Here is a 25837-nt window from a genome sequence, read left to right as displayed (position 1 = left end):
TATGCTGTTGCGCTACATATATTCAGAGAGTCGAATGTAGTTTTGCAAGAGGCTCATTGGAGTATGTTAAATACAGGTTTTACCTGACAAAAAATACAGTCCATCCTCGATTCCCTCCTGCTGTACGTCGAATTACAATCGGCGTGTCAAATTCAGAGTTGTTTTCTCGGCGGTTGAGCTGCCGGAGATGGATGATATCACCGACGGCAATCTGCTGAAAAAGAATGACCCCGCTTTCAGTTCCCCAATTATCAGAATTGATGCTTTCGCAAGAAAGTCAAAATGGGGCCGGCCAAGTAAAAAGCGCCATCAGCAAGGCGCGCGTTTATCGAGCAATGAGGCGTGCTTACGTACGTTGAAGCAGTGAGACAAGCGCAGCAACACCGCTGATGGTGAGTTTGCGACACCATCAAGAATTGTAAAAACAAAATTTAATGGATTCTGTCATGACGTCATGCTCCGGTCATGACAATTGATGCAGGATAAATCGTTCTATCCATATCAACGGAGGGATGTCCTATGGATAAATTATGGTTGTTGTTCCTCGCCTTCTGCCTGTCCGGGTGCGGCGGATCTTCTGGTAGTGACCCGACATCAGGGACGGCCACAATCAACAGTTTGACCCCGATGGCCGCCATTGCTTCGGTCGGTCATGATTATGAACTGAGTTATGAGATTGCTGCTGACCGTCCCATGTCCGATGTGGCTGTCAGCTTTTATCTCGTCAACAGGCAGGAATATGATCAGACCGGAGATCCGGCCGACGTCGACAATATGGCTCTGCTCGGAGTCGATATGATCCCGCTGTCAGAAACAGAACCGATGACGAGGATTCTGTCTTTTCCGGTTCCGGCAGGTCTGGTGGATGGTGATTATTATCTTCAGGCCTATATCAATGAATACCAGGATGATGGTTCTTCCGAAGCCGATTTCACAACCACCGGAGCGATTCAGGTTTCGGCCGCCCTGGCGAACCAGACAAACCTGCGTATCACGGACTTCAGTCTCGACAAGGCAACCCTGGTTCTCGATCCTTACGTTGACGATACCAATGTCTTCGGCGTTAATCTGAGTTCATTGCAGGCAGGCCTCGGCAGCATCGTGAATGACCCGGTCAAACTGGCTGCCCTGGGGCAGGGGCTGGTCAGTGATGCCGAACTGACCGGAACGGTTGAACTGCGCTGCGACGGACCTCTGCCGGCCAATCCCGCCCAACTGAAATTTCAGATTAATCTCAACGGCAGCTGGCAGGATCTTGAATACTGGGACAACCTCCTGCAGGATTACGCCACTGCTGTCAGGGTGAACTTTCCGGCGGAATCAGAAGCGGCCGACTACAATACCGGTCTGAAAACGGCAACTGTCGATGTAGATATCAACGTGACTCCCGCCATGCTGTCGACCCTGATCAACCAATTGGCCGCCAACGTCAACGCCGCGAGCCTGCTCGACAGTCCGAACCGTTTTATGGTTCGGGTACTGGTCGAGTCTGTGGATGATACCGATCCGGCCGACAATAGTCTTGAGACGGCGGTCAACGTCTATTCTCTCCCCGCGCCGACCACAACACTTCCGGTACCGGGCTTTCTTCAGGCCGGATCTGTCCAGCCGTCTGCATCCGACAGAAGCCCCGTTCCGGTCCCCCTGTCTGTCAGTACCGGTTCAAGCGGCAATGACCGCATCTATGAAAAGAGTTGGGAAAAATGGGTCGGCAAAAAGAAAAAGTTCAAGGCCGGCGTCGAGTACTACAGCAAATACGCCCTTTACAACAGCACGAAACGTGGAGTTTACGGCAAGACCGAACTGACTGTCCCCATTTACGTTCTGGGCAAAAGACGGACAATGGTCGATGCTTACTTCAGGGCCGCTTCCTACATCAATCGTCCGGCTTACACCGGTTACAAATACAATCTTGGGTTCTTCCTGAACACTCTGGTCGACAAGGAACTCTGGGGGTCCCATTTCCCGCTCAAGGAACGGGGCTACACCTGGAGCAGGGAAAAAACGATCGGGAAATTCAAGTTCGTTGTCGGGCCGATTCCCTTCAAGGTCGATGTTGCTGTCGACGGTCAGGCCGGCTATTCCATGGGGTTCGGTGTGCTTGAGGACGGACTGTTTCTGGAAAACCAGATGCCGCAGATCGATTTCAATGTCATTGCTGACGGAGGGCCGACGCTCGGCGTTGTTTCGTCTGGAATAACTGCCAGCCTGATGTTGATTGAAGAAACGGTCGATGCGACCGCCAACTTGCGTTTCAATTATGACAGTGGCAGCGACAAAATGCTCGACGCCAACCTGGATTTCGCCGTCGACAACGAGATGCGGTCCATCAGTGGTAAATTCGGCCTCTACGTACAATACCGAAAGCTGAAAGGGTTCAAATTTGTCAAAAGAACGGCGAGACTCTGGATTTACAATACTGACACTCTCTACAGCAAGACAACTCCTCTGTATCGGGTCAGTGAATCTCTGAGTTTTTAGCACCTGGCGAGACGGATGAAAACTTATCTTTTCGGACTGCTCGCTGCTCTGGCGGCCCTGCTGTGGATTATCAGCATGGCGGACCGCTCTTCGGATCCTCGACCTGTTCATATCCCATCGGACCAGGTTCAACCGACCTTGAACTGGAGCGGGGACAGTTCCGTCTATCAACTGCAGGTTGAAGCCTGGTCGAATATCGGTCGTCAAACCGGAGAGGCAGCTTATCAGCTTTCGGTTTCCGGAACACTTCATGTTAAAGGATTTACAGTGGCCGACGGTTACCGGGTTGCGATGCAGATGGCCCCGGTCAAGGTGCTGGCAAACGGCATCGAACAACCGGCCCTTGCGACGGCCCTGACAAAGATATTTTACGTCCAGATGGGTACCGACGGCCGGATGGGCCGTTTTGAATTCAGCCCGATCATAGATGACGATACCGCTGATTTTATCAGCGGCCTGCTCTATACGCTGGATGTGATTTTCCCGGTCAATGACCGCAAGGTTTATACTGCGTCCCATCAGGATGGCCTCGGGGATTACCTTGCCAGTTATTCACAGCAAGGAGAGCAGGTTCGTCGACGGAAATTACGTTACCTGCGTCCGGAGCCGGGGCAAAAAATCGAAATTCTCGCGTCTGAAACAGACTTCCGCGTGGATACCGCAGGGAACTGGCTCCAGGAACTCAACGGCCGGGAGCAATTGCGGGTCTCGCTGGGAGATGATTTATTTCAAACCGATACGGTTACCACCGTTTCCCTGGTCAAAATGGACACGCCACAGACCTCACTCCTTGACGACCTGACTGACGTCCGGATGCTTGAAGACCTGTCAACAAAGCCGGCCCCGGTTCACAGCAAACCGAAACTGCAGACAGAGGCGGAGCCGCCGGTAGACCTTGGGCAGCTGTTGGGTTCATATACCGAGCTGTCGCATGAGCAATCGCTGCTCCTTCGTCAAACCCTGCGCAATAATCCTGAACTGATGCTGCAGTTGCCGCAACTGCTCTCTGCTGCCGAGCTGTCCGACAAGATGGCAGCCGAACTCATCAAGATTCTTGGAATCGTCGGTCTGCCCCAAGCCCAGGAGTCCCTGGTGGAAATCGCCTCCAGTCCATCATTTGACGCGCAGGATCAATTTCGCGCTGTAATCTCCCTGTCCGGGCTGACACAGCCGTTAACCCCGGAAACAGAAAACTTTCTGCTCGGGAGTTTTGACGCTCTGGCGACGCAGGATGAGCTGCCCGACGCTCTGGAATCCTCGTTGCTGGTTGCCGGAGCCATTGCCGGCAATTTACGAACATCCTACCCACAGCAGGCCGATCAGTTGAATGCCGACCTGCTCGACCTCGTGACTCAGGCGACCACCCCCCGTCAGCAGCGAAAACTTCTCATTGCTCTCGGTAACAGCAGGGCTGAGGAGAATATCCCTGTTCTGGGACGATTTCTGGATGATGTCGACCCGCAAATCAAAGAGGCCGCCGCAACGGCCCTGGGGAAATACGACTCGCCCGAGGCAAGCGAAATCCTGACCGCATCGTTACAACATGAACAGGACGTTCCCGTTACCAAGGCAATCCTACGCGGCCTGCAGAGAAAAAAACCGGATTTTGAAACCCTCGAAACGGTTGGAAAACTTCTGCTCAATTCGAACGATACAGGCGTCCGCCGACTGGCCGTTCAGGTTCTGGACGGTCAAACCGGCAACCGCTCACAGGTCAGAAAACTGCTGCGACAAGCCCTCGAAACAGAAACCTCTCGTCAAAACATGAAGCTGATTATCGAAGCCTACGACCGGTAACCCCGTTTTCGGGGCATATCTCAAGCTGACAATTGACCGATCTTCGATCCATTGGTCGACATCACCGGCATGCTCCAAACGTTGGAGGACCTGAACGTGGGTAGGGGCGACCGGCGGGTCGCCTTTACGCCGGCCATCGACAGGGGACGCCTTGACAAACGGGCCGAACACCCCGACGATATCAGCATTGGCCCACGGCGAGCGAGATTGTCACCAGCGGACAGGCACGTCCCTTTTTCCAGCGAGGACAACGAGATGTTCAAAGACATGGTATTGAAAAACAGGAGTTACCGGCGCTTCCAGGAAAGCGCCGCCATCGAAGAGCAGGATCTGCGGGAACTGGTTGACCTGGCGCGCCTGACCCCCTCGGGGGCCAACCGGCAGCCGCTGAAGTACCTGCTTTCGAATACGCCGGAAACAAATGGCAGGATCTTTCCCCACCTGCACTGGGCGGGCTACCTGCGGGACTGGCCGGGACCGGCGGCAGGCGAACGCCCGGCGGCCTACATCGTCATCCTCGGCGACACCGACATCGCCAAGGGGTTCGGCTGCGACCACGGCATCGCCGCCCAGACCATCCTGCTGGGGGCGGTCGAAAAGGGCTGGGGCGGATGCATCATGGGGGCCATCAAAAGGGACGACCTGCGTAAGGATCTCGGCATCCCGGAACAGTTTGAAATCCTGCTGGTGCTCGCCCTCGGCAAACCGGTGGAAGAGGTGGTCGTCGAGCCCGTGCCGGCGGACGGAGACGTGAAATACTGGCGGGATGAAAAAGGTGTCCACCACGTGCCGAAGCGGGCCCTGGAGGAGATCATTCTCGAATTTTGACGTGGAGCGGATGCCTCAGGCGTCCCTGGGAGACCGGGGGAGCTCCAGGCCAGCGGGGCACATAGCTCCCCCACTTTCAACTGATGACAATTTTATGCGCAATCTCCTGGAAAAATTCCGTTGACCAGACCTCCAGTGCCTCAGGTTGCCGGACAAATGGCAACACCTCTTGCTTAGCCTGCTGAATATCGACCTTATCGATAGTCTCGGCGAGGATATCCCTGAAGGCCTTTTCGCTCAATGATTCCTGGGCAGTCCAATGCCCACTCTGCCGCATTCGCTGCTCCAAGTGGGACAAGTGCAATTCTGGATAGCGAGCGCAATACCAAACCAGGTCGTACCAATCCCTCCCTTTGACACGATTCTTCCATCGCCGGCAAAGCAATGCGTGCATTTTGCCGGCAAACAGATCGGGCAACTTGCAGGTCCTTACGCCAAAGGGGATCGGTTGCAGCAAAAACTTGCTCTGAGTCTCGAACCCTCCTGGCGGATCTGTGTCGATTTCAATTTTTATCCTTGTCACTTGCCCGGAAGGAATTTGCCGAACAATATCTTCGCCCGCTTTGATCACCAGGAGCTGGTTGGCCGTATTGGCCTTGAGAAACGCCGACTGAACCGCTGTCTCGACAGATTTATTCTTGCCTTCAACCTGCACTTCAAAACCAAACGCGGCCAACTCCTTTTCCAGGCTGGTGCTATAGATATTGAGATCAAATTTCTCATCGGGAGCCAGCAAAGAGAAATCCAGGTCTTCAGAAAATCGGTCAAGGCCGTACAAAATACGCAAAGCTGTACCACCGTAGAAGGCCGCCTTCTCAAAGAATTTACTTCTCCAGAGCCCGAGCAGGGCTATTTCCTGGAGGATTTCCCTGAGAGCCTGACTGAAATCTTCGGCACGTCGACAGTCATACTTTTCAAGCATCTGCGCTATGGCATCATGCATTTGAACCTGCCCGCTTCTGAATTCGCTTGATGATTTGAGCTAAAAGCGAGATCCGCTTCGAGTTATAGGCGTTGCCAAGTTTTTCCAGGAGACCCGGATTGAGCTTCAACAAGTCAGACTCGGCGATTCTCAGGGACGAAACCAGGTATTCCAGGCACTCTTTCTGGGTGCGAATATTCAAGCCACGATCACTGCGCAACTTGTCAGCGAGGGCTTTTTCCGGGGCAGCGATCAGGAAAGCCCTGCCATCCTCTTCAATTCGCTGAATTCCGATATGAAACCCGGCCTCGGGGACCTTACCGTAGATAAAGAGGCCGACAGGGGTCTGGAACTTTTTTGGACGCTTGGTCGTAACGGACGTGACAGCCTCAACTTTTTCCGGAATCAGTCCATGATAATGAAGAGCGAACTCAAGAGAGACGCAAGAAGGACCATAGATCAAGTTGGCAAGGAGTTCTCTGGAATAGGGTCGCCGTTGGCAGGAGGGGCCGAAAACGTAGAGGCCCTTTTTAATTCGAATGATGGCCCCTTGCGCAAGAAGGCTGGAAATCTTCCCCCTCGGCTGGGCGTAACCCGACAGAGCATCCATCAGGGACTGATAGTCAAACTCTTCGGATGGTATTTTTTTTCTCAGGTCATCAATGCGCATAAAATGTCTTTTCTAACATAGTAAGTGCGAATTTGATATACATACTATGTCAAAAAAGACATTTTTTCAACAGCGTTTCGGATAAGGAGCGCCTTTTTGCGCCGGTCCGGCTCGAAGATGAGCCTATCCAGCGCCGTCCGCTTCAGCTTGCGCCCCTGGCCGGAACGAACCCTCGGTTCCCTGGTGCGACTGCTATCATCTCTGACCCTCCTGAAAGAAACAATAAATCCAATGCATTGGAGCTATCGCTAGCACTTCCATTAAGAAATAACAACAAACCACGTTCGCATCGATCCAGCTGCCTCCATGACAAAAGGGAGCTGACGTATTTTGCCAACCTCTAAAAGTGTCAATTCAAGACCTGACCCCGGCGTTTTAACCTGGATCAGTGCGTTCCGGCCTGCTGGAGAGTGACTCAGCCTTGATGGCTAGTAACTGGAAAAGGGGCTGGGATTGCAGAGGTTTTTCGCCTCCTTGGCCACCGCGTTGCAGTTCAGGCAGGTATGTCCCGGGTTCTCCATGAGCGCGGCGACCTCTTCCTCGCGGCCCGCTTTCCGCAGCTGGCAGATATGCAGCCGGTGGCCGGCGGGGTCCTTGCATTCGTTGATGATTTCCGACATACATCCTCCGATCTTGTCAGACTGATGTTTTTTCCAGTATAGCACCCCACGGCCGCCGGACATTGCGGTCAGATCCGCCCTTCCCGCCCCAGTTTATCCAGATGCGACTCGATGTTCAGCATGGCAAAGGGCAGCAGCCGCGGGTCGACCCCTCGGTAGACGGTATCGAGAATCTCGGCTTTTGTTTTGCCGCTGACGAATAACCTGTGGATCGCCTCTTCCCGTTCGCGGCGATGCCGCAGGGTCTCCCGCAGGCGATAGGTGCCGCGCATCGGCGCGCCGTGCGAGGGCAGAATCACCGCCGGGTCAAGGGCGATGACGCGCTCCAGGGTGCTGTAATAGGCGGCCATGTCACCCTCCGGGGGGGCAATCACCACGGTCCCGGCACCCTGGATGAGATCGCCGACCAGGAACCAGCGCAACGATTCCGGCGCCAGGCCGAGTTGCCCGGCATCATGGCCGGGAATCGCGTAAACCATGACATCCTCCCCCTTCCAGCGCGTCAGGACATCTCCCTCGCGCCGGGTCTCAACCACCAGGCCGGCGAAGTAGTCGGCGCCGTGTTTACGCTCGATGCGCTCGCGGGTATCCTCGCTCATCCACACCGGCACCCCCAGGCGCCCGGCCAGCTGCGGAACATGCTCATGATGGTCGTGGTGGTGATGGGTCAGGAACAGGGCGCTGAGTTTTTCCTGCCGCAGGGTGCTCAGCAGTTTCTCCAGGACCTGCGGCGACTCGGGGGACGGGTCAACGAGGATGCGCGGCGCGTCCGCATCGCCGAGCAGGAAGGCGTTGGTCCGCTTGACCGGCGGGAAGGTGTTGGACGGTACCGGCAGAATCCGTACCTCGCTCAGCTGCTCAAAGCTGATGACATAGCGGTCCTCGTCAAAGCGCGGCGACAGGTCGCCGAAATCAACCCCCTGCGGGTCGCGCTCCAGGGCCTGCAGCACCCAGCGCAGCGGCGGCACCATCAGCGCGTCGCCGCGCTCGAAGCTGTCGAGCAGCTGCCGCGGGGTCTTCCAGAAACAGTCGCCGATTTCCCCGGCGTCGGCGCTGAAGACCGGCCGGGTCTCCAGGTCGATGCGGAACACGTGCAGGAAGAACCTTGCCGCGACAACCGGCGGCGCCAGGGCTTTGGCCAGGTAATGGACAGCCGTTACCTGCCCGGAGGCGATCCCGGCCGGGAGATCGTAGCCGAGTTCCTCCCGAACTTCCCGGACCAGCGCGTGCATCCGTTTGCCGTCCCACTCGCGCAGCAGCGGGGAAGAATGAGGCAGGTCCGGATCGTCCCGGTCAATCTTCCCCCCGGGAAAGGACTCATAGCCCGGAAAAGCCTGCAGGTAGGACTGTCGACGCAAGGCGAAGATCTCGCCCTGGTGACAGAACACGGCGGCGACAGACGCGATGATTTTATCCGGAAGCATAGGATATTTTCCCAGGCCTGTTCAGGCTAACGCCAGGTGATCACCGGAGCCTTGCGAGTGGGCAGGCGGTGATAGCGATACTGCGGATAGCCAACCATCATCGCCCCGAAAGACTGGTGTCCTTCAGGCAGAGCGAGTGCCTCCTTCAGCGGCGGGAAGCCGGTGGCCGCGGCATTGAAGTAACCGGCCCAGCAGGTTCCCAGCGCCATGCCGAACGCCGCCAGCTCCAGGTAGGCCAGAGCGATGGTGCAGGTCGATGGTGCCATTCGGTCGTTTTTGGGAGCATGAGCGACAATCAGAGCCGGAGCACCGCGCAAAATAACATCCTCGCCCCCTGCGATCCGCTCCAAGACACGATCCATATGCAGTGACCGGGCAAGGTCTGCCATGTTGTCCAGCATCCAGCGCATCCAATCGGCGACGATGCCGCTCATTCGGTTCAATTCCTCACGATTGTCCACCACCAGCCACTCGGCACCCTGAGAATTATGGCCGGAGGGGGCGTAGCGGGCCGTTTCGATCAACGTCTGCAGGATCTCCCGGGGCACCGGCCGATCCCGGTAGTTGCGGATGGAACGGCGGCCGCGCAAAAACTGCCGGCTCTGCTCTTCGGACAAAAGCAGGTCCGTGCGGATCGGTGGGCACGCTTCCAGCGGCAACTCGGCATGCCGCAGGCTGCCCGTCGGGCAGACGGCGACACAGTGACCACAGCGGATGCAGAGGTCCTCCGCCCCGGCGACCGGGGTCGGATAGTCCCCGTTGGGAAAATCAATGATCTTCATCGGACAGACGGAACTGCAGAGGCCATCCCGGTTGCAGGTTTGTTGCTTAACTGTGATCAGCGGCATAAAGGAACTCCCTGGAGCGAGATTCAAAGGTGATCAACGGCATGGGTTTCCTGATTTCAAATCCTCCACATGGTCTCTTGCCCTATGGTCCTTGTCAATGATATTGCGTACGTTCACGGAGGAACAGCGAGCAACAGGACCAAAAAACAGCGCGGCGTTTCAGATTGAATTGAAACGCCGCACCACTATGTCACGAACAGTTTACCTGCGGTCCCGAAAGCGTTCAGGCCATCAGACGAGGTCGAAGCGGTCAAGGTTCATGACCTTGTTCCACGCCGCGACAAAGTCGAGCAGGAACTTCTCCCGGGCGCCCTCACAAGCGTAGACCTCTGCCAAGGCCCGGAGCTGGGAGTTCGAACCGAAGATGAGATCGACCCGGGTGCCGGTCCACTTGAGTTCTCCCGTTGCCCGGTCACGACCCTCGAACACATCCCCGGCCGGCGAGGTCGCCTTCCAGGTGGTGTTCATATCGAGCAGGTTGACGAAGAAGTCATTGCTGAGCACCTCCGGCCGCCGGGTGAAAACGCCGTGCCGGGACTGGCCGTAGTTGGCATTCAGGACACGCATGCCGCCAACCAGGACCGTCATCTCGGGAGCGGTCAGCGTCAGCAACTGTGCCCGATCGACCAGCAGTTCCTCTGCCGATACGCTGAATGTTGTTCTGAGATAGTTGCGGAACCCGTCTGCGGCCGGTTCGAGGACCGCGAACGACGCCTCATCGGTCTGCTCCTGCGTTGCATCCGTGCGTCCCGGCGCGAAGGGAACGTTCACATCATAACCGGCATTCTTCGCCGCTTGCTCGACAGCTGCGCATCCGCCCAGAACAATCAGGTCGGCGAGCGAAACCTGCTTTCTGCCCGCCTGCGCGCTGTTGAACTCCTTCCGGATTCCCTCAAGGGTCTGCAGTACCGTCTTCAGCTGGGCCGGCTGGTTCACGTCCCAGTCCTTCTGCGGGGCGAGACGGATGCGCGCCCCGTTGGCCCCGCCGCGCTTGTCGGAACCGCGGAAGGTTGAGGCCGAGGCCCAGGCTGTCGAGACCAGCCGGGAGACGGACAGTCCTGACGCGAGAATTATACCCTTGAGCTCGCCGATATCCTGCTCATCAATCAATGGATGGGTGACCGCGGGGACGGGATCCTGCCAGAGGAGTTCCTCTTCCGGGACTTCCGCTCCGAGATAGCGTGAACGGGGCCCCATGTCGCGGTGGGTCAGCTTGAACCAGGCGCGGGCGAAGGCATCCGCGAACTCATCCGGATTGTCATGGTAGCGCCGCGCGATCGGCTCGTAGATCGGGTCGTAGCGCAGGGCGAGGTCCGCCGTGGTCATCATCGGCCGGTGCCTCTTCGACGGGTCGTGCGCGTCAACCACCATGTCCGCTTCGGCCACGTCCCTGGCCAGCCACTGGTGCGCGCCGGCCGGGCTCCTGACCCGCTCCCACTCGTACTTGAACAGTACCTTCAGATACCCCATGTCCCACTGGGTCGGGTTCGGCTTCCAGGCGCCCTCGATGCCGCTGCTGATCGTATCGCCGCCTTTGCCGCTGCCGAAACTGCTCTTCCAGCCGAGTCCCTGTTCCTCGATGCCGGCGGCTTCCGGGGCCGGGCCGACCTGAGCGGCGTCGCCCGCGCCATGACACTTGCCGAAGGTGTGCCCGCCCGCGACGAGGGCGACAGTCTCTTCGTCATTCATCGCCATGCGCGCGAAGGTCTCGCGAATGTCCCGACCGGAAGCGACCGGATCCGGGTTTCCATTCGGACCTTCCGGGTTCACATAGATCAGGCCCATCTGCACGGCGGCGAGAGGATTCTCGAGTTCCCGCTCACCGGCATAGCGATTGTCCCCCAGCCACTCGTCCTCGGAGCCCCAGTAGATATCCTCTTCCGGCTCCCATACGTCCTCACGTCCACCGGCGAAACCGAACGTCCTGAAACCCATCGATTCCAGGGCGCAGTTGCCGGCAAGGATCATCAGGTCAGCCCAGGAAATCTTGCTGCCGTATTTCTGCTTGATCGGCCAGAGCAGGCGGCGCGCCTTGTCGAGGTTCACGTTGTCCGGCCAGCTGTTGAGCGGCGCGAATCGCTGCGTGCCGGAAGAAGCGCCGCCGCGTCCGTCACCGGTGCGGTAGGTGCCGGCGCTGTGCCACGCCATGCGGATGAAGAGCCCCCCGTAGTGGCCATAGTCGGCCGGCCACCAGTCCTGCGAGTCGGTCATCAGCGCAACGAGATCCTTCTTCAGCGCCGCAAGGTCGAGACTCCTGAATTCTTCAGCATAGTTGAAAGCCCCGCCCATCGGGTTGGAGAGGGGGGAATGCTGGTGCAGAATGTTAAGGTTCAACCGGTTCGGCCACCAGTCTCGGTTCGACGTACCACCGCCGGCGACCTGCTTGCCTGTTCTGCCCGTGACCGGGCACCTGTTCTCGCCGCTCATGATGTTGTCTCCTGATGTCTCTGAGAGTCCTTGGTGATATCGCTCCCGGCCCCGAATCCGTGAATTCACTGCCGGGACTGCGGCTCGATTATGACCGAAGTCACAAGGGAGACAAGTAACCACTACCACGGCTTATGGCTTTGTCAATATCAAAAGATAATCATTATTGATAATTGCCCAAAAATGAGATTATCTGACTATTTATCCTGAATCCGTGAGGTCCTGTTTGGATGGAGAGTACACGTGCTTGGTCTGAATGAGATTTCCAAAAATCTGAAGCGCACCCATAGGTTCGCTGGTGATTTTTGGGAAGCTCAGGCAGATCAATGACGTGTACTCTCCGCCGACAAGGGACTCACGGATTCCGGTTTATGGCGGCAGTTGGGACAGATCCCGAGAAATTCTGGTTCGGGGAGAGGGGAGCCGTTTTCCCCAACGATCAGAACTTAAGTCACACCCGGCACAGCCCCTTTCCGGCAACCTAGAACAGCAGCCGGTGGCGGATATTCTTGGGGGCATGCGCCCCGATCGAGGCAATGAGGAAAGCCAGCAGGACGGTCGCCGCGGGAGGCAGGATGCCATGAAACGCGGCTCCCACCAGCAGCAGTTTCAGCATCGTGATCATCCCGGCCAGTTCGCGGAAGATCTGTCGATGGCGCATCCATTCACTGAGCATGAGCAGGATTCCGCTGCCGACGGCGATAGCGATGTAGAGTTTCGGCGGTCCGGGCACAGCATCGAGCAGGAAGGCGGCGAGAAAGACCGCCACACCGACCTGGTGGGCGGCACGAACCAGCAGGGTGGCATTCAGCACCCAGTAGGGGCGCTCACCGATCCGGCCGGTGGGCACGCCGTTCAGGTAACCGTTGCCGGTCTTTTTTCCCTCCGCGCGGCGCAAATCTCTCCTCAGCTCCCACCCGGTTCCGCCGGGAAGACCGATCCGCTCTCCTCCCGCTCGACGCGCATCCGGGCGCTGTTGAGAGCCGTCTCCAGGGTGATGGTGTCCAGCACCGCCTTGGTGAGATCGTCAATCTCGCGGGTGATGCTCTGCAGCTCCTCGACCACCGCCTCCCCGGCCCGCCCCCGCGGGCTCGGGATGTCGAGTTCCGATTCCAGGGTTTCGAACAGCTCGATGACATCGAGCAGCGTGGTGCGGTTGGGCACCCCGGTGAAGCGATAGCCGCCGCCGGCGCCACGCACCGCCTGCACCAGGCCCGAACGCACCAGGGTACGCAGCACCTTGGCCAGGTGATGAGTGGAAATGGCATATTTGTCGGCAATGTCGGTCGCTGAAAGCTGCCGTTCGGGGTCGCCGGCCAGTTCCAGTACGGCATAGAGCGCAAACAGGCTCGCCTTGTGCAGTTTCATAAGGGCTTCTCGAGTTCGATATAGCGCCCGGTCCGCAGCCCCTGGCTGCGGAAGAAGGACAGGGTCAGCTTGTTCTCCCGGTCGACCATGGTCCGCACGGTGGTGACGCCGGCTTTTTTCAGCCGCCGGCAGATCTCATCGAACATCAGCTGTCCGACCCCCAGCTCCCGGGTGCGGGGCGAAACGCTGAGGGCGAAGACCCAGCCGCAGGGAGGCGAACCGAACTCCCAGGCCCGCACCTCGCCGATGATGAAGCCGACGGCCTCGCCCTCCCGTTCGGCGACGAGAAAGGTCCGGTCATCCCGCTCAGCGACCACGTAGCGGTCGAAGACGCCGCGCCAGTAGGCCGGCTTTTCCTCCGCCGCCCCCACCAGGTCGAGCGCCACCACGGCCTCGAAGTCGGACGGCCTGGCGTTGCGGATGGTGATCTGATCTGCCATGTTCATGGTCTGCTCACCGGTTTCGGAAACAGCTGCAAAAACTCGGTATTGTGGTACCACAAATGCCACTTGTGCGACAAGCGATTTCCTGCCACCCGGCCTCCGGTCCGGCCTCCAACCGGAAAAACACGAAAATGCGGCGTCTCCGATAACGCTGTTATATTTCCTTGACCTTAAATCAGTATTGGAGTACCTTTTTACACGATTCGCCATTCAAGAACCCGACCGACCGCAATCGACGGCCCAAAGGCCGTTCGAGACATTCTCCTGGCTCAGTGGGGTCATGGTGGATGAAGAGTGCTGTTCGCCGGCAATAACCTCGCTGATTCAGGATTTAAAAAGGGGCAAGCGCATGAGGTACGCAGAGACAGGCTACAATCTCGAAATCGATCTCTCCCGCGGGAACATCGAAAAGGTCGCCACCGATCCGAAGGAGACCGAACTCTATCTCGGCGGGCTGGGCACCAACGCCAAACTGATCTGGGACCGGGTTCCGCCCGAAGTGGAGCCCTTTTCCCCCGACAACCTGCTGATCTTCGGCGCCGGCCTGCTCTGCGGCACCCCGGCGACCGGCTGTAACCGCACCATCGTCTCGACCATCTCTCCCCAGACCCGGCTGCTGGCCTTTTCGATGATGGGCGGCTTCTGGGCCCCGGAGCTGAAGTACGCCGGCTACGACAAGGTGGTGCTGCGCGGCAAGTCGCCCGATCTGGTTTACATCTGGATCCACGACGACAAGGTCGAGCTGCGGGACGCCTCCCACCTGCGCGGCAAGGGCGCAGTGGAAACCGCGGAACTGATCAAGCAGGAACTGAACCAGCCCAAGGCCCAGGTGGCGGCGATCGGCATGGCCGGCGAGAACCGGGTCTATTACGCCTCCATCGAGCAGGGCCGTTCCAGTGCCAGCCGCGGCGGCATCGGCGCGGTGATGGGCGACAAGGGCGTCAAGGCGATCGTGGTCCGCGGCACCAGAGATCTCAACATCGCCCGTCCGGAAGAATTTCTCGGGCTGTGTAACGAGGTCCTGGACTATATCAAGTACCGCGAGGAGCACCCGATCCCGGGCGTGATGCCGATCCTGGCCGGGCTCGGCTCGCCGCAGGAGATGAAAGTCCACGACGAGAAGTGGCATACCGAAAACTTCATGTGGGGCAACTCCCGGGAACGGCGCAAGGGCTTCTGGACCGACGAGATCGCCAAAGAGTGGACCGAGACCATGGAGAAGGCCCGCACCCGGCTGATCAGCTGCTTCAACTGCCCGATGAAATGCGGGGCGACCATCTCCATGCCGGGCCTGCCGACCTACATGATGAAATGCTTCACCAAGCTCACCTACACCATGGGCGCCTTCTCCGATCTCGACTTCGGCCTGCGCATCGCCCAGAAGGCCACCGAGTACGGCGTCGACGGCTTCTCCGCCCCGCAGGTGATGGCCTTCGCCATTGAGCTGCTGGAAAACGGCATCCTCAGCAAGGACGATTTCCCCGGCATGCCGGAGGACAACGAGGGCCGCTTCTTCTACCTGCTCGACATGATCGTGCGCCGCGAAGGGATCGGCGACCTGCTCGCCAACGGCACCTACTGGGCGGCGAAGGAAATCGGCAACGGCGCCGAGGAATTCGCCCACAACAACATCAAGAAGACCGAGCAGCTGCCGCTCAAGCTGTCGATGCTCAACCCGATCTACTTCCTGATGTACTCCACCGGCGAGAAGATCAACATCACCCAGATCGAGGGCCAGTTCCCGCAGGCGCCCTTCCCGACCCGGGAGGCCCGCGAGGAGTTCGTCAAGGACTGGATCCAGGTGCCGGACGATCGCTTCAAGCAATATTTCGTCGACTGGGAGCTGCGCGGCGAGAACTCCATGCCCTTCTACCCGACCGTGGAGATGTGCTGCGACATCGTCGACTGGCAGGAGCGGATGCACTACATCGACGACGCCCTCGGCCAGTGCGCCGGGCTGTCCTCCTTCCCGCTGAAACCGCCCTACCACATCCATAACTACCCGAAGTTCATCTCCGCCGGGGCCGGTATCGAAATGGACGAAGAAAAACTGACCGCGGCCGCCAAGCGCTACCGGACCCTGGTGCGGGCGATCAACATCCGCCGCGGCATGCGGCGCAAGGACGAGAAACCGCCGGCAAACCACTGGAAGAAACGCTTCCCCGAACTCGAAGAGCAGCTGCTGGACGCCTACTACAAGCTCAAGGGCTGGAACCGGGACGGCATTCCGACCGCCGAGTCGCTGCGGGAACTGGGGCTCGACTATGTCAGTGAGGACTTCATCCAGCGGGGCATTCTGGGCGACGATGAAGCCGCGGACGCGACCGCGAACCAGCAAGCCGCAACGGCACAGTAAACGGGAGGGCGCAAGCCGTGACCAGCAAAAAGAAGACCATCAAGAACATCAAGATCGACGTCGACAAATGCAACGGCTGCCGGGCCTGCGAGGTGATCTGCTCGTCCTTCCACGCGATGCCGAAATACAGCAGCAACAACCCGGCCCGCTCGCGCATCCGGGTGATCCATGACCCGTTGCGGGACATCTACGTGCCGGTCTACGCCGGAGAATACGCTGTCGCCGAATGCGCCGGACGCGACAAGTACGTCATCGACGGCAAGGAATACGACGAGTGTGCCTTCTGCCGCGCCGCCTGCCCCTCGCGGGAGGAGTTCAAGGAGCCCGACTCCGGCCTGCCGCTGAAGTGCGACATGTGCGAAGGGGAGGACGAACCGCTGTGCGTCAAGTGGTGCCTGGTCGACGCCCTGACCTACGAGGAGCGGGAAGAGGAGGTCATCGTCGAGGAAGAGGAGGCACCGGACGAGATCGAGATCGGCCTCGAGACCCTGATCAACAAACACGGCCTCGACAAGCTCCTCGACACAGTGGAACAGCTGGCGAAGGACAAAAGCTAAGCCGGGAAGGACAAAGGCTCTTTTAACGGAGAGACGGAGAGGTGGAGAGAGAATCTTTTGGGTTTTAAAACTCCCAAAAGGGCCTTATGCTTTTCTCCGCCCCTCTCCCTCTCTGCGCCTCTCCGTTAGAAAACAGGTTTTCCTGGTGCCCTGGTGGCAGCCTTTCCCACAAACAAGACAGGTGACAGCGTGGAAACAGTAGCTCCCGAACAGGAAATCGTCGAGGTCATCAAGGAAAACGGCGGTGACTCATTCAAGTACTGCTATCAGTGCGGTCTGTGCGACGCGGTCTGCCCGTGGAACCGGGTGCGCGATTTCAGCATGCGCAAGATCGTCCGCCAGGCGACCTTCGGCCTGACCGAGATCGACCAGGAGGAAATGTGGCGCTGCACCACCTGCGGCACCTGCCCGCAGCGCTGCCCGCGCGGCGTGAACCAGATCGAGGCGGGGGTCGCCCTGCGCAAACTCGCCGCCGAGTATGATGTCTACCCGGGCAATGTCGCCCCGGTGCAGACCGTCATCGCCAACCTCACCTCCCAGGGCAATTCCCTCGGCGGTGATCGGGAACAGCGCGCCGAATGGGCCAAAGGGCTGCCGGTCAAGCCCTACGCCGAAGGGATGGACATCCTCTATTTCACCGGCTGCTACCTGAGCTACGATCCGCGCATGCGCCAGGTGGCGTCCGCCACCGCCGCCATCCTCAACAAGGCCGGGGTCGATTTCGGCATCCTCGGCGCGGCGGAGAACTGCTGCGGCGAAAGCATCCGCAAGACCGGCAACGAAGACCTGTTCAAGCGCCTGGCCAAGGACAACATCAAGGCCTTCATCGATCATGGCGTCAAGCGGGTACTGGTCTCCTCGCCCCACTGCTACCACACCTTCAAGAACGAATATCCCGAGTTCATGGTCAACTTCGAGGTGGTGTTCATCTCCGAACTGATCGCCGAACTGATCAACGACGGGCGGCTCAAGCTCAACGGCGAGTACCCGAAAAAGATCACCTACCACGACCCCTGCTACCTCGGCCGCCACAACGGCATCTTTGACGCCCCGCGCGAGGTGCTGGGCAAGATCCCCGGCCTGGAGCTGAACGAGATGGCCGACTCCCGCGAAAACAGCCTCTGCTGCGGGGGAGGCGGCGGCCATATCTGGATGGAGACCCCCAAGGAGGACCGCTTCTCCGATCTGCGCGTCAGGCAGGCGGTCGAGGTCGGCGCCGAGGTACTGGTCACCTCCTGCCCCTACTGCATCACCAACTTTACCGACAGCAGCCTGGACCTGGATGAGAGCGAGGCCCTGGAAATCAAGGATCTCACCGAAATCATTCAGGCGGTGCTCTGAGATAAAGGAAGAATCATGGCAAACACTGCAGTCGAAAGACCGGCGTTGAATCATTCCGCAGACAGAAACCGGGGCGACGTGCTGATCGTCGGCGGCGGCATCAGCGGTATCCAGGCCTCCCTCGACCTCGCCGAATCGGGATTCCGGGTTTTCCTGGTCGACAAGTCGCCGGCCCTCGGCGGCAAGATGTCGCAGCTGGACAAGACCTTCCCCACCAATGACTGCTCGATGTGCATCGAGTCGCCCAAGTTCATCGAATGCTCGCGCAATCCCAACATCGAGATCATGACCTACACCGAGGTCGACCGGGTCGACGGCGAGGCGGGCGATTTCCGGGTCACGCTGACCAAGAAACCGCGCTACATCGTCGAGGAGAAATGCACCGGCTGCAACATCTGCGTCGACTACTGCCCGGTCGAAATCCCCGATCCCTTCAACCAGGGGTTGTCGAACAACAAGGCGGTACACATCCACTTCTCCCAGGCGGTGCCGCTGGTCACCTACGTCGACCCCGAGACCTGCCTCTACCTCAAGGAAGACAAGTGCCAGATCTGCGTCGGCGCCTGCAAGACCAACGCCATTGACCTGCACCAGCGGCCGGAACAGTTCGAGGTCGAAGTCGGGGCGATCCTGCTCTCACCCGGCTACGACATCTTCGATCCGAAACTGCGTAACGACTTCGGCTACGGGCGGATGGAGAACGTCGTCACCAGTCTCGATTTCGAGCGGCTGCTCTGCTCCACCGGCCCCTTCGAAGGCGAGGTGCTGCGACCGTCCGACCATACCCACCCGAAGAAGATCGCCTGGATCCAGTGCGTCGGCTCGCGGCAGGTGGTCCCCGGCGGCAACAGCTACTGCTCGGCGGTCTGCTGCACCTACACCCAGAAGCAGGTGATCCTCGCCAAGGACCATGACAGCGGGCTCGACGCCACCATCTTCCACAATGATATCCGCGCCTACGGCAAGGATTTCGAACGCTTCTACCAGCGCGCCGCGAAGCTCGACGACGTGCGCTTCATCCGCAGCTATGTCACGGTCGGCCGGGAGATCCCGGAGAGCAAGAACGTCACCATCCGCTACGCGACCTTCGACGACGGGGTCAAGGAGGAGGAGTTCGACCTGGTGGTACTCTCGGTCGGGCTCAATCCACCGGCCGACGCCGAGCGCCTGGCGCGGACTTTCGACATCGAACTGAACGAGCACGGCTTCTGCAAGACCGACCCGGCCAACCCGATCCTGACCAGCCGCAAGGGGGTGTTCGTCAGCGGCGCCTTCCAGGGACCGATGGACATCCCCGAGGCGGTGGTCACCGCCAGCGGCGCCGACGCCCTCTGCGGCCAGCTGCTCAACTACCGCCGCGACAAACTGAGCCGCGAACGGGTCTACCCGCCGGAACGGGATGTCTCCGAGGAAGAACTGAAGATCGGGGTGGTGGTCTGTCACTGCGGCGCCAACATCGGCCGGGTGGTCGACATCCCAGCGGTGGTCGAGTACGCCTCGACCCTGAAGAACGTCTCCTGGGCGGGCGAGAACCTGTTCGCCTGCTCCACCGAGAACGCCAAGCAGATCTCCGACGCCATCGTTGAAAAGGGCCTCAACCGGGTGGTGCTGGCGGCCTGCACCCCCCGCACCCATGAGCCGCTGTTCCGCGACACCTGCCGCGAAGCCGGCCTCAACCAGTACTTCTTCGAGTTCGCCAACATCCGCGAGCACTGTTCCTGGGTCCACTCCAAGGAGAAGGAGAACGCCACCCAGAAGGCCAAGGACATCATCCGCATGTCGGTGGCGCGGGCCGCGCACCTGGAACCGCTGCAGGAATTCGACCTGCCGGTCAACAAGGCGGCACTGGTCATCGGCGGCGGCCTGGCCGGCATGACCAGCGCCCTGAACATGGCCGACCAGGGTTTCGAGGTCTACCTGGTGGAGAAGGACTCCGACCTCGGCGGCATGGCCCGCCGGCTCCACTACACCCTCGAAGGAATGGATGTCCAGGCCCACCTGCAGCAGCTGATCGGCAAGGTCTACCGCAATCCGCTGATCCACGTCGCCACCGACGCCGAGATCCGCGAGGTCTCCGGCTATATCGGCAACTTCGTCACCACCGTCGATCGCGGCGGGCGACTGCAGAAGATCGCCCACGGCATTGCCGTCGTCGCCACCGGGGCCGACCAGCATCGCCCCGACGAATACCTCTACGGCGAGAACGAACGGGTACTGACCCAGCTGGAACTGGAAGGAGAGATCGTCGCCGACAGCGAGCGGGTGACCAACGCCGGCAGCCTGGTGATGATTCAGTGCGTCGGCTGCCGCGAAGAGGGCCGCAACTACTGCAGCCGGGTCTGCTGCGGCCAGGCGGTCAAGAACGCCCTCAAGCTCAAGGAACGCAACCCGGAGATGGATATCCACATCCTCTACCGCGACATGCGCACCTACGGCTTCAAGGAGGATTACTACCGCCAGGCCGCCGAGCGGGACATCAAGTTCATCCGCTTCGAGCCGGAACAGAAACCGCGGGTCGAAGCGGCCGGCAACGGGCTGAAGATTACCGTCCCCGACCCGGTGCTGGGTCAGCAGCTGGAGCTGGAAGCCGATCTGCTGGCCCTGTCGGCAGCCGTGATACCGGCCGAAAGCAGCCAGGACCTGGGACGGATGTTCAAGGTTTCGATGAATCCCGACGGTTTCTTCCAGGAGGCCCACGTCAAGCTGCGGCCGGTCGACTTCGCCGCCGACGGCGTCTTCCTCTGCGGCACCGCGCAGTACCCGAAACACATCCACGAGACCATCAACCAGGCCTACGGCGCGGCCGGGCGGGCGGTCGGCATCCTCTCGGGAGATACGGTCACCGCCTCGGGCGCGGTCTGCGATGTCAATGAATACGCCTGCATCTCCTGCGGCGCCTGCATCAGCGCCTGCAACTACGACGCGATCAGCTTCTACCAGACCCCAAAGGGCCGCAAGGCCCGGGTCGAGGCAGTCCTCTGCAAGGGCGACGGGCTCTGCAACGCCAAGTGCCCGACCGGGGCAATCTACCTGAAGCACTACACCGACGATGAAATCTTCGCCCAGATCGACGAGGCGATTTCGTAAACAGGCACAAAAGCAATATCAGTAACCAGGATGCCAGGAGTGCAAAAAATCTTTCAACGGAGAGCCGCAGAGAAGCAAAGAAGGAGAGAAAATCTTTTGGATTTCAAAACTCCAAAAAGGTCTTATGCCTTCTCAGCATCCCCTCCATCTCCGCGCCTCTCCGTTAAGGAAAGGTTTTCCTGGCGAATCTGGCGCATAGGTAGCGACACTAACAATTTTCTCGGTGTCCTTCGTGGCTCGAGTGAGCGAAGCGAACGGGTGGTGACAAGGACTTTCACCACCTTCCAAACGACTGACAAGGGCTGAGTAAAAATGTACAGATGCAAGGCGGCCGAAATCCCGAGGAATAAGGCGTACCGGAAGGTACGTCGTTGACGAGGGATGAGGCCAGCGCCGCAGATGAGCGTTTTTCCTCAGCCCCAAAAGAAAGGAGGAAACCATGGCAGGATTTGAATACAAGCCCAGCGTCATCGGATTCTTGTGCACTTGGTGAGCGTACGGGGCTGCGGACCTGTCTGGAGTTTCCAGACAACAATATAGTACCGAAACCAAGATTATCCGGGTCATGTGTACCGGCCGGGTCGACATCTCCTTTGTCCTGCGCGCTTTTTCCAGGGGCGCGGACGGGGTCTTCATCGGTGGCTGCTGGCCGGGCGAATGCCACTACGTGACCGAGGGCAATTACGATGCCCTGTTCAACATGCACCTCTGCCGCAAGCTGCTGGAGCGGATCGGCATCAACCCGCTGCGCCTGCGCCTGGAGTGGATCGCCGCCTCGGAAGGGGCCCGCTACGCCGAGGTGATGAACGACTTCGGCAAGCAGCTCAAGGGCTTCGGCCCGCTCGGCAAGGGCGAGGGGATCGAGCCCGAGACCCTGAAGCTGAAGCTGGAGGCCCTCAACAAGATGGTTCCCTACATCAAGCTGGTGGAGCGAGAACGGCTGCGGGCACGGTTTGCCACCGAAGAGGAGTACGCCGACTATTTCGCCGGCGAGGATTTTGCGCGGCTGTTCGACCAGCTGCTGGTCGACAAGCTGGCCATCAGCCAGCTGACCCTGCTGCTGCGGCAGAAGCCGCTCAGCAGCGCGGAGATCGCCCGGGCCCTGGACCTGGAGCCGGGTGACGTCTCGCGGCACCTCAAGGAGTCGACCACCCAGGGGCTGGTGCGTTTCGACGCCGAACAGAAGTGCTTCGCGCTGGCGTAAAGAGACGCTGCCGCCAAGACGCCAGGAGCGCCAAGAGAGTCAAAAGCTTTAAGGGAGAGCCGGAAAGAAGAGCCAAGATCCTTTTGGGGCATGAAATCACAACCGGATATTGGCTCGGTCAGTGTTCTAACCTCAGCATCTCTGCATTACAAAGCCTTTTTTGGCGTCCTTGGCGTCTTGGCGGCACAAGATCTCACGGGTAGAAATTACATACAGCAAGCAAGAGGAACTCCATGGATATCGGAACCATCGATCAGATCATTGACAATCACCAGAGCGAGGCCGGATCGCTGATCCAGGTGCTGCTGGAAATCCAGAGCCAGAACAACTGGCTGCCCAAAGAGGCACTGACGCGGGTCAGCGAGCGGCTCAAGGTGCCGATGAGCCGCATCCGGCACATCACAACCTTCTACAAGACCTTCAGCCTGGTGCCCAAGGGGCGCCACGAGGTTCACGTCTGCATGGGCACCGCCTGTCACGTGCGTGGCGCCGAGCGGGTGCTCGACACGGTCAGGGAAGTGACCGGAGTCGGCCCCGGCGAAACCGACCCCGAGCTGAATTTCAGCGTCGAAACCGTCAACTGCCTCGGCTGTTGCGCCCTGGGACCGGTGATGGTGGTCGATGGTGAATATCACGGCAACGTGGAAACCGCCGAAACCGCAGAAGTGTTGAAGAAATGCACCTGCAGCAGTGAATGATGGTTTTGCAAATTTATCTTGCGATGCCATCAGTGAATAAGGAAAGACTATGCCAAGGATGAAATCAGCTGCCGAGCTGGAGGAATTCCGCCAGCAGATTCTCGCGCAAAGGGATGCCGACCAGCCCTGCTTCACCCTCTGTTCCGGCAGTGCCTGCCATGCCACCGGCTGCGGCCCGGTGGCCGCGGCGGTCGAGCAGGAGCTGGAAAAGCAGGGACTGACCGGCAAGGTCCGTTTCCGGCGCACCGGCTGTCACGGCTTCTGCGAACAGGGACCGGTCGCCGTCATCTACCCGGAAGGGATCTGCTATCTCAAGGTCAAGCCGGAGGATGTCGCCGAAATCATCACCGAAACCATCGTCAACAAGAAGGTGGTCGACCGGCTGCTCTATGTCGACCCGACCACCGGCGAGAAGGCGACCCTGGAAAACGAGATCCCCTTCTACAAGCACCAGCAGCGCCTGATCCTCGGCCTGAACCTGGAAATCGATCCGCAGAGCCTGGAGGATTACCTCGCCGCCGGCGGCTACCAGGCGCTGGTCAAGGCGCTCTTCGAGATGACCCCGGAACAGGTGGTCGGCGAAGTGAAGGAGGCCGGACTGCGCGGCCGCGGCGGCGCGGGTTTCCCCTCCGGCGTCAAGTGGGATTTCGCCCGCAACGCGCCGGGCGAGCAGAAATACGTGGTCGTCAACTGCGACGAGGGCGACCCGGGCGCCTACATGGACCGCTCGCTGATGGAGGGCAATCCCTACGCCGTCCTCGAAGGCTTGATGATCGGCGCCTACGCCATCGGCGCCAGTGAGGGCTATGTCTATATCCGCCAGGAATACCCGCTGGCGGTGGAAAACCTCGAGGTCGCCATCGCCAGGGCGGAAGAGCACGGCCTGCTCGGCCAGGATATTCTCGGTTCCGGTTTCGATTTCACCGTCAAGGTCCATCGCGGCGCCGGGGCCTTCATCTGCGGCGAGGAGACCTCGCTGCTCAAGTCCCTCGAAGGCATGCCGGGCGAACCGAATGCCCGTCCCCCCTTCCCGGCGATCAAGGGCCTGTGGAACAAGCCGACCAATATCAACAATGTCGAAACCTGGTCCAACATCCCCCTGATCATCAACCGCGGCGCCGAATTCTTCAACGCCATCGGCACCGAGGGCAGCAAGGGCACCAAGATCTTCTCCCTGGTCGGCAAGGTCAACAACACCGGGCTGGTGGAAGTGCCGATGGGCGCCACCCTGCGCGACATCATCTTCAAGATCGGCGGCGGCATCCCCGGTGACAAGGCGTTCAAGGCGGTGCAGACCGGCGGCCCCTCGGGCGGCTGCCTCCCGGCCGACCTGCTGGACACCCAGGTCGACTTCGACGAACTGACCCGGGCCGGCGCCATGATGGGCTCCGGCGGCATGATCGTCATGGACGAAGACACCTGCCTGGTCGATCTCGCCCGCTACTTCCTCGGCTTTCTCAGCGATGAATCCTGCGGCAAGTGCACCCCCTGTCGCGAGGGCATCCGCCAGATGCTGAAGATTCTCACCAGGATCACCAACGGCCAGGGCAAAGAGGGTGACATCGAGCGACTGCAGGACCTGGCCGAGACCACCCGCGGAGCCTCGCTCTGCGCCCTCGGCAAAACCGCCCCCAACCCGGTCCTCAGCACCCTGAAGCATTTCCGCGACGAGTACGAGGCCCACATCCATGACCAGCGCTGCCCGTCGCTCTCCTGCAAGCAGCTGATCGCCTTCCATATCGATCCGGAGAAGTGCCGGGCCTGCGGGGCCTGCCTGAGGAAATGCCCCGCCGAGGCCATCGACGGCGGCAAGAAGCGCATTCACGTCATCGATCAGGACAAATGCACCCGATGCGGCTCCTGCCTTGATGCCTGTCCCGCGGCCTTTGGCGCGGTCGGCAAGCTGTCCGGCGAACCCGTCCCCGCGCCTGTTCCCGAAGAACAGCGGGCCATAGGATGATGACGTCACAAAAACTCCCCAGTAGCTGCGTTGCTGCGTTTATCTCGCTGCTTCGACGTACGTAAGTACGTCTCATTGCTCAACAAACGCGCGCCTTGCTGCTGGCGTTTTTTGCTTAGCCAACATCATTGTTGTTTTCTTGCGAAAACACAAAGGAAGACCGACCATGAGTGATATTATTCTGCAGATCGACGGCAAAGAGGTTGCCGCCAAGCCCGGCATGACCGTTTTCGAGGCGGCCCAGAGCGCCGGGATCGCCATCCCCACCCTCTGCCATCATGAAAAGCTGGCCCCCTACGGTGCCTGCCGGATCTGCACCGTGGAAGCCGATGCCGGCGGCCGAACCAGTTTCGTCGCCGCCTGCCTCTACCCGGCGGAGAAGGGCCTGGTGGTCAGGACCCGGACCGAGCAGGTGAACCGGATGCGCAAGGTGCTGCTGGAGCAGATGCTGTCCCACGCCCCCGACTCGGAGGACCTGCTGGAACTGGCCGGGGAGTACGGCGCCGACCCCCATCGCTTTGAAAAGGAACCATCCTTCTGTATCCTCTGCGGGCTTTGTGTGCGATACTGCGCCGAGGTCAAGCAGAAGCACGCGGTCAGCTTTTTCGACCGGGGGGCGAAGCGGGAGATCAACTTCATCCCGGAGATCGCCGTCAAGGAATGCTGGGATTGCAAGGAATGCTTCCCCCTCTGCCCGACCTCGGCGCTGCAGGCCGCCTATGTGCTGACCGAATCGCTGCTGACCCCGCCGGAGGAACCGAGCAGTTGCGGAGGCTGCTCAAGCCGCGGATAACCGGGACACGCGC

The 25837-nt window shown here is 59.7% G+C and carries 21 protein-coding genes; 12 read left to right on the top strand and 9 right to left on the bottom strand.

Annotated features, from left to right (window positions below):
- Nucleotides 1-187 precede the first annotated feature (187 nt).
- The 4 genes from C2E25_RS17265 to C2E25_RS04510 all read left to right on the top strand — a co-directional run bounded on the left by C2E25_RS17265 (nucleotide 188) and on the right by C2E25_RS04510 (nucleotide 5106).
- Nucleotides 188-367, top strand: coding sequence for a hypothetical protein (locus C2E25_RS17265; protein ID WP_146032890.1), 180 nt, complete (start codon nucleotides 188-190; stop codon nucleotides 365-367).
- 152 nt (nucleotides 368-519) lie between these two features.
- Nucleotides 520-2481: a hypothetical protein gene (locus C2E25_RS04520; protein ID WP_146032889.1), complete on the top strand. Its 1962-nt coding sequence runs from the start codon at nucleotides 520-522 to the stop codon at nucleotides 2479-2481.
- Between the two features lie 15 nt (nucleotides 2482-2496).
- The gene (locus C2E25_RS04515; RefSeq protein ID WP_103114597.1) at nucleotides 2497-4278 is read left to right on the top strand and encodes a HEAT repeat domain-containing protein; all 1782 of its coding nucleotides are present in this window, start codon (nucleotides 2497-2499) and stop codon (nucleotides 4276-4278) included.
- Between the two features lie 255 nt (nucleotides 4279-4533).
- Nucleotides 4534-5106, top strand: coding sequence for a nitroreductase family protein (locus C2E25_RS04510; RefSeq protein ID WP_103114596.1), 573 nt, complete (start codon nucleotides 4534-4536; stop codon nucleotides 5104-5106).
- A gap of 76 nt (nucleotides 5107-5182) precedes the next feature.
- Here the strand turns inward: C2E25_RS04510 and C2E25_RS04505 are convergent, their stop codons facing one another.
- The 9 genes from C2E25_RS04505 to C2E25_RS04465 form a co-directional block, all read right to left on the bottom strand.
- Nucleotides 5183-6049, bottom strand: a complete 867-nt coding sequence (locus C2E25_RS04505) for a nucleotidyl transferase AbiEii/AbiGii toxin family protein (RefSeq protein ID WP_103114595.1) — start codon at nucleotides 6047-6049, stop codon at nucleotides 5183-5185.
- The gene (locus C2E25_RS04500) at nucleotides 6042-6698 is read right to left on the bottom strand and encodes a type IV toxin-antitoxin system AbiEi family antitoxin domain-containing protein (RefSeq protein ID WP_103114594.1); all 657 of its coding nucleotides are present in this window, start codon (nucleotides 6696-6698) and stop codon (nucleotides 6042-6044) included. The genes C2E25_RS04505 and C2E25_RS04500 overlap by 8 nt, the downstream gene beginning before the upstream one ends.
- A gap of 428 nt (nucleotides 6699-7126) precedes the next feature.
- Nucleotides 7127-7318 carry a hypothetical protein gene (locus C2E25_RS04495; RefSeq protein WP_103114593.1) on the bottom strand — a complete coding sequence of 64 codons (192 nt, stop codon included), beginning with the start codon at nucleotides 7316-7318 and terminating at the stop codon, nucleotides 7127-7129.
- Nucleotides 7319-7386: 68 nt separating this feature from the next.
- On the bottom strand, nucleotides 7387-8742 hold the full coding sequence (locus tag C2E25_RS04490; RefSeq protein ID WP_103114592.1) for an MBL fold metallo-hydrolase: 1356 nt from the start codon (nucleotides 8740-8742) through the stop codon (nucleotides 7387-7389).
- A 26-nt stretch (nucleotides 8743-8768) separates the two neighbouring features.
- Nucleotides 8769-9590, bottom strand: a complete 822-nt coding sequence (locus C2E25_RS04485; protein WP_103114591.1) for a nitroreductase family protein — start codon at nucleotides 9588-9590, stop codon at nucleotides 8769-8771.
- A 231-nt stretch (nucleotides 9591-9821) separates the two neighbouring features.
- Entirely contained in the window at nucleotides 9822-12017 is a 2196-nt protein-coding gene (gene katG / locus C2E25_RS04480) for a catalase/peroxidase HPI (RefSeq protein WP_103114590.1), read from the bottom strand.
- 481 nt (nucleotides 12018-12498) lie between these two features.
- A complete protein-coding gene (locus tag C2E25_RS04475) occupies nucleotides 12499-12915 on the bottom strand; it encodes a hypothetical protein (protein WP_233189334.1) in 417 nt (138 codons plus the stop codon).
- A gap of 8 nt (nucleotides 12916-12923) precedes the next feature.
- Nucleotides 12924-13385, bottom strand: a complete 462-nt coding sequence (locus C2E25_RS04470) for an Rrf2 family transcriptional regulator (protein ID WP_103114589.1) — start codon at nucleotides 13383-13385, stop codon at nucleotides 12924-12926.
- Nucleotides 13382-13825: a GNAT family N-acetyltransferase gene (locus C2E25_RS04465; protein WP_103114602.1), complete on the bottom strand. Its 444-nt coding sequence runs from the start codon at nucleotides 13823-13825 to the stop codon at nucleotides 13382-13384. The genes C2E25_RS04470 and C2E25_RS04465 overlap by 4 nt, the downstream gene beginning before the upstream one ends.
- Nucleotides 13826-14177: 352 nt before the next feature.
- On the opposite strand from C2E25_RS04465, the gene C2E25_RS04460 reads away from it, so the two are divergent.
- The 8 genes from C2E25_RS04460 (at nucleotide 14178) to C2E25_RS04425 (ending at nucleotide 25824) form a co-directional block, all read left to right on the top strand.
- Nucleotides 14178-16184 (top strand): aldehyde ferredoxin oxidoreductase N-terminal domain-containing protein, encoded by a 2007-nt coding sequence (locus C2E25_RS04460; RefSeq protein WP_103114588.1) that lies wholly within the window; start codon nucleotides 14178-14180, stop codon nucleotides 16182-16184.
- Nucleotides 16185-16201: 17 nt separating this feature from the next.
- A complete protein-coding gene (locus tag C2E25_RS04455; protein WP_103114587.1) occupies nucleotides 16202-16741 on the top strand; it encodes a (4Fe-4S)-binding protein in 540 nt (179 codons plus the stop codon).
- A gap of 189 nt (nucleotides 16742-16930) precedes the next feature.
- Complete coding sequence (locus tag C2E25_RS04450) at nucleotides 16931-18082, top strand: (Fe-S)-binding protein (protein WP_103114586.1); 1152 nt, start codon at nucleotides 16931-16933, stop codon at nucleotides 18080-18082.
- A 15-nt stretch (nucleotides 18083-18097) separates the two neighbouring features.
- The gene (locus C2E25_RS04445; RefSeq protein WP_103114585.1) at nucleotides 18098-21169 is read left to right on the top strand and encodes an FAD-dependent oxidoreductase; all 3072 of its coding nucleotides are present in this window, start codon (nucleotides 18098-18100) and stop codon (nucleotides 21167-21169) included.
- 439 nt (nucleotides 21170-21608) lie between these two features.
- Nucleotides 21609-22373, top strand: coding sequence for a hydrogenase iron-sulfur subunit (locus tag C2E25_RS04440; protein ID WP_103114584.1), 765 nt, complete (start codon nucleotides 21609-21611; stop codon nucleotides 22371-22373).
- A 233-nt stretch (nucleotides 22374-22606) separates the two neighbouring features.
- Complete coding sequence (locus C2E25_RS04435) at nucleotides 22607-23071, top strand: complex I 24 kDa subunit family protein (RefSeq protein WP_103114583.1); 465 nt, start codon at nucleotides 22607-22609, stop codon at nucleotides 23069-23071.
- A 49-nt stretch (nucleotides 23072-23120) separates the two neighbouring features.
- Nucleotides 23121-25031: an NADH-quinone oxidoreductase subunit NuoF gene (gene nuoF, locus C2E25_RS04430; protein ID WP_103114582.1), complete on the top strand. Its 1911-nt coding sequence runs from the start codon at nucleotides 23121-23123 to the stop codon at nucleotides 25029-25031.
- A 166-nt stretch (nucleotides 25032-25197) separates the two neighbouring features.
- Nucleotides 25198-25824, top strand: a complete 627-nt coding sequence (locus C2E25_RS04425) for a 2Fe-2S iron-sulfur cluster-binding protein (RefSeq protein ID WP_103114581.1) — start codon at nucleotides 25198-25200, stop codon at nucleotides 25822-25824.
- The last annotated feature ends 13 nt before the right edge of the window (nucleotides 25825-25837 follow it).

Origin of the sequence: Geothermobacter hydrogeniphilus (assembly GCF_002898515.1) — a bacterium.
GTDB lineage: Bacteria > Desulfobacterota > Desulfuromonadia > Desulfuromonadales > Geothermobacteraceae > Geothermobacter_A.
Note: the sequence above shows the minus strand (reverse complement) of the source record. Positions and strands in the feature narration are given on the sequence as shown.